This is a genomic window from Virgibacillus sp. SK37 (genome assembly GCF_000725285.1).
In the GTDB taxonomy this organism is placed as follows: Bacteria; Bacillota; Bacilli; order Bacillales; family Amphibacillaceae; genus Virgibacillus_Q.
In genome coordinates this window covers 86,516-103,261 of record NZ_CP007161.1, presented here as the reverse complement: position 1 = coordinate 103,261, position 16,746 = coordinate 86,516, and the positions used below count along the sequence as shown (strand labels likewise).

Annotated in this window: 10 protein-coding genes and 3 rRNA genes; all 13 read right to left on the bottom strand. The window is 43.4% G+C overall.

Going from position 1 to position 16,746, the window contains the following annotated elements:
- Positions 1 to 50 precede the first annotated feature (50 nt).
- The 13 genes from rrf to ftsH all read right to left on the bottom strand — a co-directional run bounded on the left by rrf (position 51) and on the right by ftsH (position 16,736).
- Positions 51 to 166: ribosomal RNA gene (gene rrf / locus X953_RS00510) — 5S ribosomal RNA — on the bottom strand.
- Between the two features lie 122 nt (positions 167 to 288).
- A 23S ribosomal RNA gene (locus X953_RS00505) occupies positions 289 to 3,205 on the bottom strand.
- A 201-nt stretch (positions 3,206 to 3,406) separates the two neighbouring features.
- A 16S ribosomal RNA gene (locus X953_RS00500) occupies positions 3,407 to 4,972 on the bottom strand.
- Together the 16S, 23S and 5S rRNA genes form the textbook arrangement of a ribosomal RNA operon.
- 507 nt (positions 4,973 to 5,479) lie before the next feature.
- Positions 5,480 to 6,961, bottom strand: coding sequence for a lysine--tRNA ligase (lysS, locus tag X953_RS00495; protein WP_040953923.1), 1,482 nt, complete (start codon positions 6,959 to 6,961; stop codon positions 5,480 to 5,482).
- A 516-nt stretch (positions 6,962 to 7,477) separates the two neighbouring features.
- Entirely contained in the window at positions 7,478 to 7,705 is a 228-nt protein-coding gene (locus X953_RS00490) for a helix-turn-helix domain-containing protein (protein WP_040953922.1), read from the bottom strand.
- On the bottom strand, positions 7,675 to 8,187 hold the full coding sequence (folK, locus tag X953_RS00485; RefSeq protein ID WP_040953921.1) for a 2-amino-4-hydroxy-6-hydroxymethyldihydropteridine diphosphokinase: 513 nt from the start codon (positions 8,185 to 8,187) through the stop codon (positions 7,675 to 7,677). The genes X953_RS00490 and folK overlap by 31 nt, the downstream gene beginning before the upstream one ends.
- Positions 8,184 to 8,549 (bottom strand): dihydroneopterin aldolase, encoded by a 366-nt coding sequence (gene folB / locus X953_RS00480; RefSeq protein WP_040953920.1) that lies wholly within the window; start codon positions 8,547 to 8,549, stop codon positions 8,184 to 8,186. Before folB ends, folK begins: the two co-directional genes overlap by 4 nt.
- A complete protein-coding gene (gene folP / locus X953_RS00475) occupies positions 8,542 to 9,378 on the bottom strand; it encodes a dihydropteroate synthase (protein ID WP_040953919.1) in 837 nt (278 codons plus the stop codon). The genes folB and folP overlap by 8 nt, the downstream gene beginning before the upstream one ends.
- A 773-nt stretch (positions 9,379 to 10,151) precedes the next feature.
- Positions 10,152 to 11,081: a cysteine synthase A gene (gene cysK / locus X953_RS00465; protein ID WP_040953917.1), complete on the bottom strand. Its 930-nt coding sequence runs from the start codon at positions 11,079 to 11,081 to the stop codon at positions 10,152 to 10,154.
- Positions 11,082 to 11,185: 104 nt separating this feature from the next.
- Positions 11,186 to 12,091: a peptidylprolyl isomerase gene (locus X953_RS00460; RefSeq protein ID WP_040953916.1), complete on the bottom strand. Its 906-nt coding sequence runs from the start codon at positions 12,089 to 12,091 to the stop codon at positions 11,186 to 11,188.
- A gap of 33 nt (positions 12,092 to 12,124) precedes the next feature.
- On the bottom strand, positions 12,125 to 12,997 hold the full coding sequence (gene hslO / locus X953_RS00455; RefSeq protein ID WP_040953915.1) for an Hsp33 family molecular chaperone HslO: 873 nt from the start codon (positions 12,995 to 12,997) through the stop codon (positions 12,125 to 12,127).
- Positions 12,998 to 13,013: 16 nt separating this feature from the next.
- Positions 13,014 to 13,784 (bottom strand): type III pantothenate kinase, encoded by a 771-nt coding sequence (locus tag X953_RS00450; protein ID WP_040953914.1) that lies wholly within the window; start codon positions 13,782 to 13,784, stop codon positions 13,014 to 13,016.
- Between the two features lie 915 nt (positions 13,785 to 14,699).
- A complete protein-coding gene (ftsH, locus tag X953_RS00440) occupies positions 14,700 to 16,736 on the bottom strand; it encodes an ATP-dependent zinc metalloprotease FtsH (protein ID WP_040953912.1) in 2,037 nt (678 codons plus the stop codon).
- Positions 16,737 to 16,746: the final 10 nt, after the last annotated feature.

The window sequence follows — 16,746 nt, the reverse complement described above, 5'->3', positions numbered from 1 at the left end:
ATACACAAAAAAGCATTGCGATACGTTATGTATCACAATGCTTTTTAAGTGCCTGGCGGCGTCCTACTCTTGCAGGGACAAAGTCCCAACTACCATCGGCGCTGGAGAGCTTAACTTCTGTGTTCGGCATGGGAACAGGTGTGACCTCTCCGCTATTGCTACCAGACCATCCTTAAAAACAAGGACAAGACATATTATATGCATTTTCGCGAAAAAATGCAAGGGTTTTTTTAAATTTATACCCTAAAAACTAAATAAGAGGGAAACAACGACCATCAAAGAAGAAAATTAGTTAAGTCCTCGATCTATTAGTATCCGTCAGCTCCACGTGTCACCACGCTTCCACCTCGGACCTATCAACCTCATCGTCTCTGAGGGATCTTACTCACTCGAAGTGATGGGAAGTCTCATCTTGAGGGGGGCTTCATGCTTAGATGCTTTCAGCACTTATCCTTACCACACGTAGCTACCCAGCTATGCTCCTGGCGGAACAACTGGTACACCAGCGGTGTGTCCATCCCGGTCCTCTCGTACTAAGGACAGCTCCTCTCAAACTTCCAACGCCCACGACGGATAGGGACCGAACTGTCTCACGACGTTCTGAACCCAGCTCGCGTACCGCTTTAATGGGCGAACAGCCCAACCCTTGGGACCGACTACAGCCCCAGGATGCGATGAGCCGACATCGAGGTGCCAAACCTCCCCGTCGATGTGAACTCTTGGGGGAGATAAGCCTGTTATCCCCGGGGTAGCTTTTATCCGTTGAGCGATGGCCCTTCCATGCGGAACCACCGGATCACTAAGCCCGACTTTCGTCCCTGCTCGACTTGTAGGTCTCGCAGTCAAGCTCCCTTCTGCCTTTACACTCTGCGAATGATTTCCAACCATTCTGAGGGAACCTTTGGGCGCCTCCGTTACCTTTTGGGAGGCGACCGCCCCAGTCAAACTGCCCGCCTGACACTGTCTCCGGACCGGATCACGGCCCTGGGTTAGAATGGTCGTACAGCCAGGGTGGTATCCCACGGATGCCTCCACCGAAGCTGGCGCTCCGGTTTCCAAGGCTCCCACCTATCCTGTACAAGCTGTACAAACATTCAATATCAGGCTACAGTAAAGCTCCACGGGGTCTTTCCGTCCTGTCGCGGGTAATGCGCATCTTCACGCATAGTATAATTTCACCGGGTCTCTCGTTGAGACAGTGCCCAAGTCGTTGCACCTTTCGTGCGGGTCGGAACTTACCCGACAAGGAATTTCGCTACCTTAGGACCGTTATAGTTACGGCCGCCGTTTACTGGGGCTTCGGTTCTGCGCTTCGCGTAAGCTAACGCTTCCCCTTAACCTTCCAGCACCGGGCAGGTGTCAGCCCCTATACTTCGCCTTTCGGCTTCGCAGAGACCTGTGTTTTTGCTAAACAGTCGCTTGGGCCTATTCACTGCGGCTCCTCCTTAAAGGAGCACCCCTTCTCCCGAAGTTACGGGGTCATTTTGCCGAGTTCCTTAACGAGAGTTCTCCCGCTCACCTTAGGATTCTCTCCTCGCCTACCTGTGTCGGTTTGCGGTACGGGCACCTATGAACTCACTAGAGGATTTTCTTGGCAGTGTGAAATCAGGAACTTCGGTACTCCATTTCCCTCCCCATCACAGCTTGAAATTGTTGGACGGATTTGCCTATCCAACTTTCTCACTGCTTGGGCGCACACATCCATCGGTGCGCATTCCTTATCCTACTGCGTCCCCCCATCGTTCAAACGCTCATGAGGTGGTACAGGAATATCTACCTGTTGTCCATCGCCTACGCCTTTCGGCCTCGGCTTAGGTCCCGACTAACCCTGAGAGGACGAGCCTTCCTCAGGAAACCTTAGGCTTTCGGTGAAAGAGATTCTCACTCTTTTTTCGCTACTCATACCGGCATTCTCACTTCCAAGCGCTCCACCAGTCCTCACGGTCTGACTTCACAGCACTTGGAACGCTCTCCTACCATTGTTCGTAAGAACAATCCGCAGCTTCGGTGATACGTTTAGCCCCGGTACATTTTCGGCGCAGAGTCACTCGACCAGTGAGCTATTACGCACTCTTTAAATGATGGCTGCTTCTAAGCCAACATCCTGGTTGTCTGGGCAACTCCACATCCTTTTCCACTTAACGTATACTTTGGGACCTTAGCTGGCGGTCTGGGCTGTTTCCCTTTCGACTATGAACCTTATCACCCATAGTCTGACTCCCAAGTCTAAGTAGCTGGCATTCGGAGTTTGACTGAATTCGGTAACCCGATGAGGGCCCCTAGTCCAATCAGTGCTCTACCTCCAGTACTCATTTTCTTGAGGCTAGCCCTAAAGCTATTTCGGAGAGAACCAGCTATCTCCGTGTTCGATTGGCATTTCACCCCTACCCACACCTCATCCCCGCATTTTTCAACATACGTGGGTTCGGGCCTCCAGTCAGTGTTACCTGACCTTCACCCTGGACATGGGTAGATCACACGGTTTCGGGTCTACGACCACATACTCAAATCGCCCTATTCAGACTCGCTTTCGCTGCGGCTCCGTGTCTTCCACTTAACCTTGCATGGGATCGTAACTCGCCGGTCCATTCTACAAAAGGTACGCCGTCACCCATTAACGGGCTTCGACTACTTGTAGGCACACGGTTTCAGGTTCTCTTTCACTCCCCTTCCGGGGTGCTTTTCACCTTTCCCTCACGGTACTGGTTCACTATCGGTCACTAGGGAGTATTTAGCCTTGGGAGATGGTCCTCCCGGATTCCGACGGAATTTCTCGTGTTCCGCCGTACTCAGGATACACTCCGGAGAGAATTCCTTTTCGATTACAGGGCTCTTACCTGCTATGGCTGATCGTTCCAGATCGATTCATCTAAAGAATTCCTTTGTAACTCCAAAGGAGTGTCCTACAACCCCAGAAAGCAAGCTTTCTGGTTTGGGCTAATTCCGTTTCGCTCGCCGCTACTTGGGAAATCGCATTTGCTTTCTCTTCCTCCGGGTACTGAGATGTTTCAGTTCCCCGGGTCTGCCTCACATAGCCTATGTATTCAGCTATGCGTACTGTTCCATTACGAACAGTGGGTTCCCCCATTCGGAAATTCTCGGATCAACGTCTACTTACGACTCCCCGAGACATATCGGTGTTAGTCCCGTCCTTCATCGGCTCCTAGTGCCAAGGCATCCACCGTGCGCCCTTATTCACTTAACTATTTTTACAATGAATAAGCGTGCTAATTTCTTAGCCTTGCTTTATATCTAAAATTGATATCTAAAATTGATGTCGTTGTTACTCTTATTTAGTTTTCAAGGTACAAAAAGAGAGATTCGCTCTCTCAAAACTGAACCAAACAACCATGTATGTCCTTCCTGAAAGGCGTAAACCTTCCAGTGTTCCGTTCTAAATCCTTAGAAAGGAGGTGATCCAGCCGCACCTTCCGATACGGCTACCTTGTTACGACTTCACCCCAATCATTGGTCCCACCTTCGGCGGCTGGCTCCAAAAGGTTACCTCACCGACTTCGGGTGTTACCAACTCTCGTGGTGTGACGGGCGGTGTGTACAAGGCCCGGGAACGTATTCACCGCGGCATGCTGATCCGCGATTACTAGCGATTCCGGCTTCATGCAGGCGAGTTGCAGCCTGCAATCCGAACTGAGAATGGTTTTATGGGATTTGCTTGACCTCGCGGTTTTGCTTCCCTTTGTTCCATCCATTGTAGCACGTGTGTAGCCCAGGTCATAAGGGGCATGATGATTTGACGTCATCCCCACCTTCCTCCGGTTTGTCACCGGCAGTCACCTTAGAGTGCCCAACTAAATGCTGGCAACTAAGATCAAGGGTTGCGCTCGTTGCGGGACTTAACCCAACATCTCACGACACGAGCTGACGACAACCATGCACCACCTGTCACTCTGTCCCCGAAGGGAACTCGGTATCTCTACCGATTGCAGAGGATGTCAAGACCTGGTAAGGTTCTTCGCGTTGCGTCGAATTAAACCACATGCTCCACCGCTTGTGCGGGCCCCCGTCAATTCTTTTGAGTTTCAGCCTTGCGGCCGTACTCCCCAGGCGGAGTGCTTAATGCGTTAACTTCAGCACTAAGGGGCGGAAACCCCCTAACACCTAGCACTCATCGTTTACGGCGTGGACTACCAGGGTATCTAATCCTGTTCGCTCCCCACGCTTTCGCGCCTCAGCGTCAGTTACAGACCAGAGAGTCGCCTTCGCCACTGGTGTTCCTCCACATCTCTACGCATTTCACCGCTACACGTGGAATTCCACTCTCCTCTTCTGTACTCAAGTCCTCCAGTTTCCAATGACCCTCCACGGTTAAGCCGTGGGCTTTCACATCAGACTTAAAGGACCGCCTGCGCGCGCTTTACGCCCAATAATTCCGGACAACGCTTGCCCCCTACGTATTACCGCGGCTGCTGGCACGTAGTTAGCCGGGGCTTTCTGGTTAGGTACCGTCAAGGTGCCGCCCTATTCGAACGGCACTTGTTCTTCCCTAACAACAGAGCTTTACGATCCGAAAACCTTCATCACTCACGCGGCGTTGCTCCGTCAGACTTTCGTCCATTGCGGAAGATTCCCTACTGCTGCCTCCCGTAGGAGTCTGGGCCGTGTCTCAGTCCCAGTGTGGCCGATCACCCTCTCAGGTCGGCTACGCATCGTTGCCTTGGTGAGCCGTTACCTCACCAACTAGCTAATGCGCCGCGGGCCCATCTGTAAGTGGTAGCAAGAAGCCACCTTTCAACTTTCCATCAGGTGATGAAAAGTATTATCCGGTATTAGCCCCGGTTTCCCGGGGTTATCCCAGTCTTACAGGCAGGTTGCCCACGTGTTACTCACCCGTCCGCCGCTCGTTCCACAAGCGTCACCTCCGAAGAGGATCAGCTTGCTTCCCGCGCTCGACTTGCATGTATTAGGCACGCCGCCAGCGTTCGTCCTGAGCCAAGATCAAACTCTCCATAAAAGTTTGAATAAGATCGACACCAATCAATCTTATCTCAATGTCTTAGCTGCAGAAGCGTTAACTTCTGGCTTTTTAAAAATTAACGAAAAACGTCATGTTTTTCTTGACATACTGGTTGTTTTGTTCAGTTTTCAAAGAACGATATCTTGTTTACTCCCTTGCGAAGCAACTTTTATATTATATCAAATCACTTTGTTGTTGTCAACAACTTTTTAAAATAAATTTTGTTGTTGTAATTTGTTTCTCAATTTAGCGACTTTATTAATATAACATAATTTCAAGTAACAATCAATAGTTTTTTTCTTGTTGTATTTTGCGAGAGTATTGCCTTTGCTTGTTACTGTTGCCTGAGCAACGATATTAAATTTACCATGTTTATTTTTTAAAAGCAAGTGTTTTTTATAAGAAATATAATTCAAATTATTTAATTTATTGGCATCTGTTTTCCATGCATTATACTATATATAAAAGAACACCTCTGTGTGGGGAGGTGTTCTTCATTCTGCCTTACTTATTTCTCATTTGTGGGAATAGCAATACATCTCTAATAGATGGAGAATTTGTTAGTAACATAACCAGGCGGTCTATCCCTATTCCTAAGCCGCCAGTTGGTGGCATTCCGTACTCCAATGCTTCAAGGAAGTCGTCGTCCATTAGATGCGCTTCGTCATTTCCTTCCGCTCTTTCTTTTACCTGTGCTTCAAACCGTTCGCGTTGATCAATTGGATCGTTGAGCTCACTAAAGGCATTGGCATGCTCACGACCAACGATGAAGAGTTCAAATCTGTCTGTAAAACGTTGGTCTTCTTTATTCTTCTTTGCCAAGGGGGAAATTTCCACAGGGTGACCGTATATGAATGTAGGTTGAATTAGAGTTTCCTCCACCTTTTGCTCAAAAAATTCATTCACTACATGACCAAATGACATTGTTTCTTTTACATCCACGCCATGTTCTTTGGCTAAATCACGTGCTTGTTCATCGTTCATCTGTTGCCAAAAATCAACACCTGTTTTTTCTTTTACTGCATCAACCATATGAAGTCTGGTCCATTCCGGTTCCAGGTTTACTTCTTTATCGTCATATATAATGGTAGTAGTTCCTAATACTTCTTTGGCAATATGGGCTACCATATTTTCTGTTAAAGACATTATATCGTGGTAATCATCATATGCAGCATATAATTCCATCATAGTGAATTCCGGGTTATGTCTAGTTGATACACCTTCATTCCGGAAGACCCGGCCAATTTCATAAACTTTTTCAAGGCCTCCGACGATTAACCGTTTCAAGTGCAATTCAATAGCAATACGCATATATAATGGAATATCTAAAGCATTATGATGGGTTTCAAACGGGCGTGCAGATGCCCCTCCTGGGATTCCATGCATCATCGGTGTTTCAACTTCAAGATACCCTTGTCCATCTAAATAACGTCTCATGGATTGGATAATCTTACTTCGTAAAACAAACGTCTCTCTGCTGTCCATGTTTGTTATTAAATCAAGATAGCGCTGACGGTAACGTTGCTCAATATCTTTTAAACCATGATACTTTTCTGGTAATGGGCGTAATGATTTGGTCAACAGATGGAATTCTGTCGCTTTAACGGATAGCTCTCCGACCTTCGTTTTAAACATAATCCCGGTTACACCAATAATATCTCCCATATCAGTTGATTTAAATATTTCATAGGCCTGTTCACCAATGTCATCTTTTCGTACGTATATTTGAATCTGCCCACTTAAATCTTGGATGTGAGCGAAACCAGCCTTCCCTTTTCCACGCTTGGTCATCATTCTTCCGGCGATTGTAACAACCTCTTGCTTTTCCTCCAATTCTTCCTTTGAAAAAGCATCATAGTTTGCTTGCAGTTCATTTGCAAGGTGTGATCTGGAAAATTTGCCACCAAAAGGATCTAGCCCTTGCTCCTTGTATGCACCTAATTTTTCTCTTCTAACTCGCATATGTTCATTTAATTCTTCTGACACCTTTCATCACTCCAGTCCATATTATAAAATAGTATACCTAAAAACAGGAATTCTTTCACGGTATTTGGAATTGTACCTTATTACAACTCGATAATTTATGAGTTAACTATATAAAGCCTTTTAACTGAAAAGTTATCCCACTTCTGACCACTTCTTCATCCACTTCGCACATGACAAGTTGGGATATTTGTTACAAATGCATAAAAACTGCCAGACTATAACTGGCAGGTAAATTTATCGACACGATGAAGGTCTCTGAGCGTTTTCTAATTAATAGAGGTATGTATATAAATATACAATAGATCCCTTCCCAAAGTTCTGCCTCAACTATTCATTGTTTTTCTTTTCTGTGTACATCTATCCATTTCAAGTATAAATTCAGGTTCTAAAAGCATTTCCATATCTGTTACCTTTATTCTTCATTTTAATCAAACCATCCAAGTGGCATACAAATAGTAGCTTTCTCCTTCACTGAAAATAGTAAAAGTTATATTTTATATGGGGGAAATCATTTATTTAACTTTCTCCATAACTATTATCTTCCTTTAAAACGATTTCGCTCTCTTCAATAGCCAAGACAGCAGCAATTTCCTGAATTAATTCCTCTGATGCTTGTTTCGTCCCTCGTTCAACAGCACCTATAGTGGATATGGGTATGTCCAGCTTTTCTGCTAAGTCTATTTGTGTATACCCTTTTAGTTTACGGAAGGCTTTTATTCTTCTTCCCAGTCTTTTCCTGTCCATTTCACTACATCCTTCATGTCTTGTCTTGGAAGTTGATCTATCAAATCAGTAACAACTTTATCCTGTTTTGGAATTTTTACATTTGGGGCGATTTCTTTTAAAGGAACGAGCACAAACGCACGTTCATGTAATCTTGGATGTGGAATGATTAGTCGTTCCATCTTTCTATTTTCTTGATTATATAACAATATGTCAAGGTCGATCGTTCGCGGCCCAAAGCGTATTTCCCTTTTCCTTCCCAATTCTTGTTCAATCCCCTGACAAAAATCGAGTAATTCAATTGGAGAGAGAGTTGTGTATGCCTCTAATACCATATTTAGAAAATCTCCCTGGTCCGTATAACCAACAGGCGCTGTTTCGTAAATAGATGACTTCTTATGAACCGTAATGGATGAATGGTTGCTTAACAGTTCAATAGCTTTACTTAAATGCACTTCCCTTGGTTCGATGTTTGTACCTAAGGCAATATATACTTTATTCATATTGATCTCTCCCTATATATTTCCACAGCAACAGAGTGATAATGCCCTGGAATAGGAGGGTCTGGCTTGATCACTTTAACCGTACACGCGGATAAAAGAGTAAAAGAACGTAACAGCTCGTTAGCAATTTTCTCAGCAACTGCTTCAATTAAGTTGTATGGCTCACCCTCCACAACTTGCTGAATTAACTCGTACGCATGCCCGTAATGAATAGAATCTTCCATTGCATCTGTTTCACCCGGCTTCTTTAAATTCGCATACAAGTCTACATCCACTTGAAATCTTTGACCAAGCTTATTCTCTTCTGGCAATAAGCCATGATATCCATAAAACTGCAGATTTTTTAGTACAATCTTATCCATTTACACTACCTCCTGCCTTTGCACGGTGCATGGCATCCATCATTTTAGCTAATTCTACATTAACTTTGACATTATGTACGCGAACGATTTTTACACCTTTTGTTATTCCAAGACAGGTAGTTGCACCAGTACCAATATCTCTTTCCTCAGCGGGAAGGTTCAGCACTCCACCAATAAACCTTTTTCTCGACGTTCCGAGTAAAAGGGGATAACCTATCTGAACAAATTGCTCCAGGTGATTCATTACGAGAAGATTGTCTTCCGCTGTTTTTGCAAAGCCTACTCCGGGGTCCAGTACAATATTCTCCTCTAGCACTCCCGCATCTAATGCTATATCGATACTTTCCTTTAAATCTATTTTCATATCATGTAATAAAGAAGTATAGTTCATATTGTTGCGATTGTGCATAAGGATGATAGGTACATTGTATTTTGCTGCAACTCTGGCTATTTCTGGATCTCTTTTCGCACCCCACACATCATTAATTATATCGGCACCTGCTTCGATCGCCTGCTTGGCAGTTTCTGCTTTATAGGTGTCGATGGAAATTGGTAAATCTGTATGTTCCCGTACCGCTCTTATAATAGGAATAACTCGGTCAATTTCCTCTTCTAACGAAACAGACTGATGATTTGGCCGTGTCGATTCTCCTCCTATATCAATAATATCTGCGCCATCCTCTTCCATTTTTATTGCTTGTTGTATTGCTTTTTCTCTTGAATTATAGCTGCCTCCATCTGAAAACGAATCTGGGGTCACGTTTAGTATACCCATAATATGTGTTCGTGCAGATAGGTCCAATTCTTTTCTATTCATCTTTAAGATCATTAGGCAACATACCTTCTTTCATTACTATTTCCTGTTCTATCGTACCATAGAACAAACGTCCAAGCGACATAAATTCACAGTAGGTATTCGTGAAAAATTTGGCTAAGTTTAAATTCATCTATATTTCAGTAAGAGGTCAGACAGCACACAAATTCAAAAACTTTGGGTCTGTTGCATTGGAGTAAAAATGTTACCTCGTACATTTATAGTAGGAGTAAACGAAGTAACTTGGTGAGACTGTAAACGGCTTTTCTAAAATTACATCACTAAAATTGGCTAAATAACACCGCTACGGGAAAATACTACGCTTTCCGGGGGCGGCTGATGAGCCTCCTCATGCTACCGCATTCCGGGGTCTCACCGATGCCTCATCTCCCCCCAGGAGTCTACGTATTTTTCCTTCGCTACTATTTACTATTACACCTGGAAGAAAAATTGCGTCTGCATACACCCAGAATGTGCTGTGTACGAATTGATTGGAGTGGAGGGCGGCGACTCCTGCCGGAATAGCATGAGGCGAAGACCCTGGACGGAGCGTAGCGGAGGAAGCGGCTGAGGCCATGCCGGCGGAAAGCGTCCGCCTGAAACGCAAATCAATGGGTGCTTCCTCTGTAAAATGAATTACTCCATTCTCCACAAGTTACGTCGCAGTATATCTATTCTCCGAATCACTGGATTGATCCAATATATATTTACAATCTGAATTTAGCTTAGGATAAATAGAAAGAAGACTGGCACCTGTTGCTTTGTGCCAGTCTTCTTTAAAGGTATGCTTATTTCTCTTCATCAAATTGATATAACGGTGTAGATAAATATCTTTCTCCATTATCAGGGAATATAGCTAGAACTTTCTTACCTTTACCCAATTGCTTAGCAACTTTTTTAGCTGCTGCAACTGCTGCCCCTGCAGATATACCTCCGAGAATTCCGTTTGTTCTGGCAACCTGGCGAGATGTTTCGAATGCCTCCTCGTTTTCTATTCGAATGACTTCATCATAGATGTCCGTATTAAGGATGCTAGGCACAAATCCTGCTCCAAGTCCTTGAATTTTATGAGGCCCAGGAGATCCACCTGATAACACATCTGAATCAGCAGGCTCTACCGCATATACTTTACAATCTTTAAAGTTCTCTTTTAACACACGACCTGCACCAGTGATAGTTCCACCTGTGCCAATACCTGAAACAAAAGCATCCAAGCCATCACTCATCTGTTCCACAATCTCTTTACCCGTTGTTTCTGCATGAACTTGAGGATTTGCCTCATTATTAAATTGTTGTGGCATAAAATAGCCATGCTTTTCATTTAGTTCCTCTGCTTTCTTTATAGCACCCTTCATTCCCTCTGCACCAGGGGTCAAAATTAGCTCAGCTCCATAAGCACGAAGAAGATTGCGACGTTCTTTACTCATTGTGTCAGGCATAATCAGCACGGCCTTGTAGCCCTTTGCTACGGCAACCATTGCTAGACCAATACCTGTATTTCCGCTAGTAGGCTCTATTATTGTGTCACCAGCTTTTAATGTACCGTTCTGTTCTGCGGCTTCAATCATTGCTAAAGCAATACGGTCTTTGACCGAACTTCCGGGGTTCATAAACTCTAGCTTCAAGTATATATCTGCACTATCTTCATCTGTCATCCGATTTAATTTAACTACAGGCGTTTCACCTATTAATTTGGTAATATTGTCAGCCACTCTCATGTCCATCCGCCTCCCAATTCCTAGTTAATTTGTATGATTTAATTATAATGTACGTTTTACCTATACAAAAGTCAACTAAAAACACAAAAATGGGCATTCTTATCTTATTCCTCATACAGCCATTGAACCTCCGCTTCTTTCCATAGCGGATCAGCAGTCAATGTTTGGTTCGTCTCTAGCATAGCAATTTCACTTTTCATGTACTTTTTTATTTCCTCATACGTAAATGTAATTTCTGGTAAGTGGCGGTGCAGAAAAATAATTGCTACACCTTCATCTGTTGAAAATGGCTTACTATAGGAATGGTCATCCATTTGCAAAGCAATTTCTTCATATCCTTCAGGGAAAAACTGACTGTTTGTATAAATGTAACCGAGGTATCCCCCTTTATTCCTTGTTTCTTCATCAAGGGAATACTCCCGTGCAAGCAAATCGAAATCTGCATCTGCCTCCAAATCCCTAATCACTTTTTTCGCTGTTGAAAGATCCTCTACAATAATATGGGACAGTTGCATGGAGGCAGAGAAATTATATTGATCCCCATACTCTTCATAGTAACGTTGTAATTGATCCTCTGGAATCTTGACGTCTTCCGTTAATAGCAATTGCAATTGATAGCGATAGATTAGCTTTTCCCGCCAAAGCTTCTCCGCTCTTTTTGATTCTTCCTTACTCATTATCCCTTGTGCAGCTGTCAGCATGGATATTTCTTTTTGAATCATCTTTTCTGATATTTCCAGCTCTCTTTCTTTAGCCAGTTGACGAACAAGTTCCTGATCAATCATGGATTTTAATTGGCTCTCTCCATTATTCAAGCGTAGATGACGCATCCAATCCTCATAAAATATATCTTTCCCATTCACAGAGGCAACTGGCTTCTTTTTATTTATGACAGGTCCACTCTCTTTGCTATCTATAATTGTATTTTCACTCTTATTCCAGTAAATAAATGTGGCAATATTAGTAATAACAAGGACGATAACGATTCCCAACAAAAGGCGTTTGGACATATACTCTACTTCCCCCTGTAGATAAACTCAGAGTTACGAATTCAACAATTTTTCCAAGTCTGCTTCAGTAAATTCATACGTTTCATTACAGAAATGGCAACTTGCTTCAGCACCATGATCTTCCTCAATCATTTGCTTTATTTCTTCTTTTCCTAACCCAATTATTGCTTGCTCTACACGCTCTTTGGAACATTTACAACGGAATTCTACCGGCATGGTTTCATGAACTTTTACATTATCCTTACCGAATAACCTCTCTAAAATTTGTTCCGGTGTATTGCCTTGTTGAATTAAGGCTGAAATAGCAGGGAGAGCCTGTATTTCTTCTTCCAACTGGGTAATTACTTCTTCTTCTGCGCCCGGCATGACTTGAATAATAAACCCACCCGCAGCAAGTACGGAATGGTCAGGGTTTATTAATACTCCTGCACCTACTGCCGACGGCACCTGCTCCGAATTAGCAAAGTAGTAAGTAAAGTCCTCACTAATTTCCCCGGAAATAATCGGGACCTCCCCTGTGAAATAGTCTTTTAACCCCAAATCCTTAATCACGCTTATATTTCCATCGGTCCCTACAGCCCGAGCGACATCCAATTTTCCTTTATCATTTAACTCGAAATCTACATGGGGATTACTTACATAACCACGAACTTCGCCCTTAGCGTTTGCGTCAGCAAGGATAGCACCTATAGGACCTCTGCCTTCCACCTTTACTGTGAGCGAATCTTCCCCCTTTAACATTGCGCCCATCATGGCTGAGATTGTAATCGTTCTTCCCAGGGCTGCGGAGGCTGTAGCCCAAGTATCATGACGTCTACGCGCTTCTTCTACAGTTTCTGTCGTCGTCGTAGCATATGCTCTTACCATTCCATTATGTGCAGTTGCTTTTATTAAATAATCCTTCATTGTATAAACCCTCTCTTTATAAGCTGTTTCTTTTATATATTAGGTAAAGACCTTTTAATGTTAAATATGGATCGACATGGTTAATCGTAGCTGAAGCATCAGCAATTAATGGTGCTAACCCTCCTGTAGCAATAACTGTAGGATGCTTTCCTGTCTCCATCTGAATACGATTAACAATTCCATCTACTTGAGCCACATAGCCGTAAAATGCCCCAGATTGCATTGCCTCAACGGTCGAGGAACCTATTACATTGGTTGGTGGTTGGATTTCGATTTTTGGTAGCTTAGATGCTTTACTGTACAGTGCCTCCATAGAGATGTTAACACCAGGCGAAATAACTCCTCCAACATATTCTTCCTTGTCATTAATAAAGCAATACGTTGTAGCTGTTCCAAAGTCTATAATAATTAAGGGGGCTCCATATTCTTTAATAGCCCCGACCGCATTTACAATACGATCAGCACCTATCTCGTGTGGAGATGGATATGCCATTTTAAGACTGGATTGAATCGTTTCTTTTCCAATAACCAATGGTTCTATATTCAAATAATCTCGGCACATTTTCTCCATTGCAAACATAATTGGAGGTACTACAGAAGAGATAATTACACCTGTAATATCCGTTAAGGCTAACCCTTTATGTTCGAACAGGGATTTAATCAGAATTCCGAATTCGTCTTCTGTTTTATACCGATCTGTTTTTATGCGCCATTCATATTTTAATTGTTCTCCTTCAAAGACACCCAGCACTGTATTGGTGTTACCAACATCAAGTACAAATAACATCTACTGACCAGACCCTTCTTACATGAATAACATGTGATTTTCATTAGCAATTTCTTTTTTAAATATACCATAAAAATGGTAATAACGTTAAAAGCCCTGTTTCCTGAAAGTTTTCAGACTGCCAACTTGACTTGGGGGGCCGAAGTCAAATGATAGTTGTTACTGTGTGTTGTACAGTTGGAGGAAACTGCGATGTAACTTTATTGATGAAAAGCTCAGTGAAATATTTGAGGAGAATTGCCCCATTGATTTCCGTTGCATGCGGACGCTTTCACGCCTCCGGGTACAAGTGCGACATCTGCTCGTTATCTCGCAGTGTCTTCTTTGCCGCCCGGCATGGCTTCAGCCGCTTCCTCCGCTACGCTCCGTCCAGGGTCTTCGCCTCATGCTATTCCGGCAGGAGCCGCGGGCCAACAGGACGTTGGTCATGCAATCGTTGCCACAGGACGTGGCGTTCTTAGATTGCCGCCCTCCACTCCAATCAATTCGTATGAGCTTTTAATATTCCAAATACGGAGTGGCCTTTCACTTGTCCTTGACGATGGAAAGTGACCTTTTTACATCTAATACTAAGTTCATTTATCGATAAAAAGTAACACTTAAGCGGAGGAAAATACGTAGACTTCTGGGGGAGATGAGGCATAGGTGAGACCCCGGAATGCGGTAGCATGAGGAGGCTCATCAGCCGCCCCCGAAAAGCGCAGTATTTTCCGTAGCGGTGATGCAACCAGATTCAATATTTCAGTGAGCTTTCCAGTAACAAAGTTATTTTTCATACTTAACTTAAATATCAAAAGTTACTTCGCAAATTATCCACTTCACGAATTACATTAGGGAAACAAGCCATTTAATACCCCTAATAACATATGCATATAAAAAAGCAGCCACGTAGTAGTGTGGCTGCTTTTTGGATAGTTACTCTTTTTTATCTTCATTTGTGTCTTCACCGGAAGAAGGTTTGTTATCAGTCATAATAGAATCCTCAATGGATTTATTTTCTTCTTCCCGCTTCGTGTTTGCCTCTTCTTTTGCTTCTTCAAAAGATTCTGGTTCGTTATCCTGATCCTTTGATTGGATATTCACCTTCATAGAATCATTTTCTTCTATGCCATAATCCTCAGCTTCTGGCAAGATGCCATCCTCAAATAACGATTTAATTTGCTTGGCATCAAGTGTTTCTACTTCTAAAAGCGTCTTAGCTACAAGTTCCAGCTTATCTTTATTCTCTGTTAAAATCGTTTTAGCTCGATCATAACAATAGTTAATAAAGTTTTGCATTTCTTGGTCGATATCATGTGCAATGGCATCACTATAGTTTTGCTCATTTCCTAAGTCACGACCAAGGAAGACGTCACCGCCGCCTCCACTTGTAAACTGTAGCGGACCTATCTTATCACTCATACCGTATTCCGTAATCATCTTACGGGCAATACCTGTGGCACGCTGGAAGTCATTGTGTGCACCGGTACTTACTTCCCCGAAGATAATCTCTTCAGCAACACGGCCTCCCAAAAGACCAGTGATTTTATCAAATAGTTCTGGTTTCGTCATAAAGTAGCGATCTTCCCTAGGCAGCATGACAGCATAACCACCAGCTTGCCCGCGTGGTACAATCGTAACTTTATGTACCATATCCGCATCATCGAGAACCATACCAATAATCGTATGACCACTTTCATGATATGCTACAATATTTCTTTCTTTTTCAGAGATAACCCTGCTCTTCTTAGCTGGACCAGCAATTACCCGATCAATTGCCTCATCAACATCCAGCATATTTATTTCTTTGCGATCAGACCTTGCTGCCACAAGGGCTGCTTCGTTTAATAGGTTTTCCAGATCTGCACCGGAAAATCCAGGTGTCCGCATAGCGATAATCTTAAGATCTACCGTGCTATCTAGCGGCTTATTTCTCGCATGGACTTGCAATACTTCCTGACGGCCTTTAACATCCGGGCGATCAACGGTAATCTGTCTGTCAAAACGACCTGGACGTAATAATGCAGGGTCAAGAATATCCGCACGGTTGGTTGCTGCGATAATAATGATACCTTCATTAACACCGAAGCCATCCATTTCTACAAGCAACTGGTTCAATGTTTGTTCACGCTCGTCATGGCCGCCGCCAAGACCTGCGCCACGCTGTCTTCCCACTGCATCAATTTCATCTATAAATATAATACAAGGAGCATTTTTCTTCGCATTTTCAAATAAGTCACGCACTCGTGATGCACCCACACCAACGAACATTTCCACAAAGTCTGAACCACTTATGGAGAAAAACGGTGTGCCGGCTTCACCAGCTACCGCACGAGCAAGTAGTGTTTTACCTGTTCCAGGCGGTCCTACGAGAAGAACACCTTTAGGAATTCTGGCTCCAACAGCCGAGAACTTCCGAGGATCTTTTAAGAACTCTACAACTTCAACAAGTTCTTGCTTTTCCTCATCAGCACCTGCTACATCCTTAAAGCGTACTTTCTTTTTATCCTCACTGTACATCTTAGCTTTACTCTTACCAAAGTTCATGACACGGCCACCGCCGCCTCCACCTTGGGCTTGGCTAAGTATAAACAAGAAAAATAAACCTATAATTAAGAACGGAATCATGGTAGTTAAAAATGTTACCCATGCACTTGGTTGTTCTTCTTCTTCGACATGGAGCACACTTTGTTTATTTGCTTGCTCTGTAATAGACGCTATAATTTCTGTATTATCCGGCACTTGTGCAATAAATTTCTTATCATCATCTGTTAACGTACCGGTATACCGCACAATTCCATTTGCGGGTTGCATCGTCATTTCTTCAATTTCGCCATTATTCAAAGCATCTGTAAATTGTTGCACATTAAATTGTTTTGCTTCTTCGTTCTGCCCATTGAATACTCCTATTACACCGACGATAACGAAGAATATGAGTACCCAAAAGAAAACGTTCCGAAATATCCGATTCATTACTTACCTC

What these genes read in the sequence shown, in the direction of transcription:
- X953_RS00490 (WP_040953922.1), bottom strand. Translation starts at nt 7,705, where the DNA reads ATGGACAGGAAAAGACTGGGAAGAAGAATAAAAGCCTTCCGTAAACTA.
- folK (WP_040953921.1), bottom strand. Translation starts at nt 8,187, where the DNA reads ATGAATAAAGTATATATTGCCTTAGGTACAAACATCGAACCAAGGGAA.
- folB (WP_040953920.1), bottom strand. Translation starts at nt 8,549, where the DNA reads ATGGATAAGATTGTACTAAAAAATCTGCAGTTTTATGGATATCATGGC.
- folP (WP_040953919.1), bottom strand. Translation starts at nt 9,378, where the DNA reads ATGATCTTAAAGATGAATAGAAAAGAATTGGACCTATCTGCACGAACA.
- cysK (WP_040953917.1), bottom strand. Translation starts at nt 11,081, where the DNA reads ATGAGAGTGGCTGACAATATTACCAAATTAATAGGTGAAACGCCTGTA.
- X953_RS00460 (WP_040953916.1), bottom strand. Translation starts at nt 12,091, where the DNA reads ATGTCCAAACGCCTTTTGTTGGGAATCGTTATCGTCCTTGTTATTACT.
- hslO (WP_040953915.1), bottom strand. Translation starts at nt 12,997, where the DNA reads ATGAAGGATTATTTAATAAAAGCAACTGCACATAATGGAATGGTAAGA.
- X953_RS00450 (WP_040953914.1), bottom strand. Translation starts at nt 13,784, where the DNA reads ATGTTATTTGTACTTGATGTTGGTAACACCAATACAGTGCTGGGTGTC.
- ftsH (WP_040953912.1), bottom strand. Translation starts at nt 16,736, where the DNA reads ATGAATCGGATATTTCGGAACGTTTTCTTTTGGGTACTCATATTCTTC.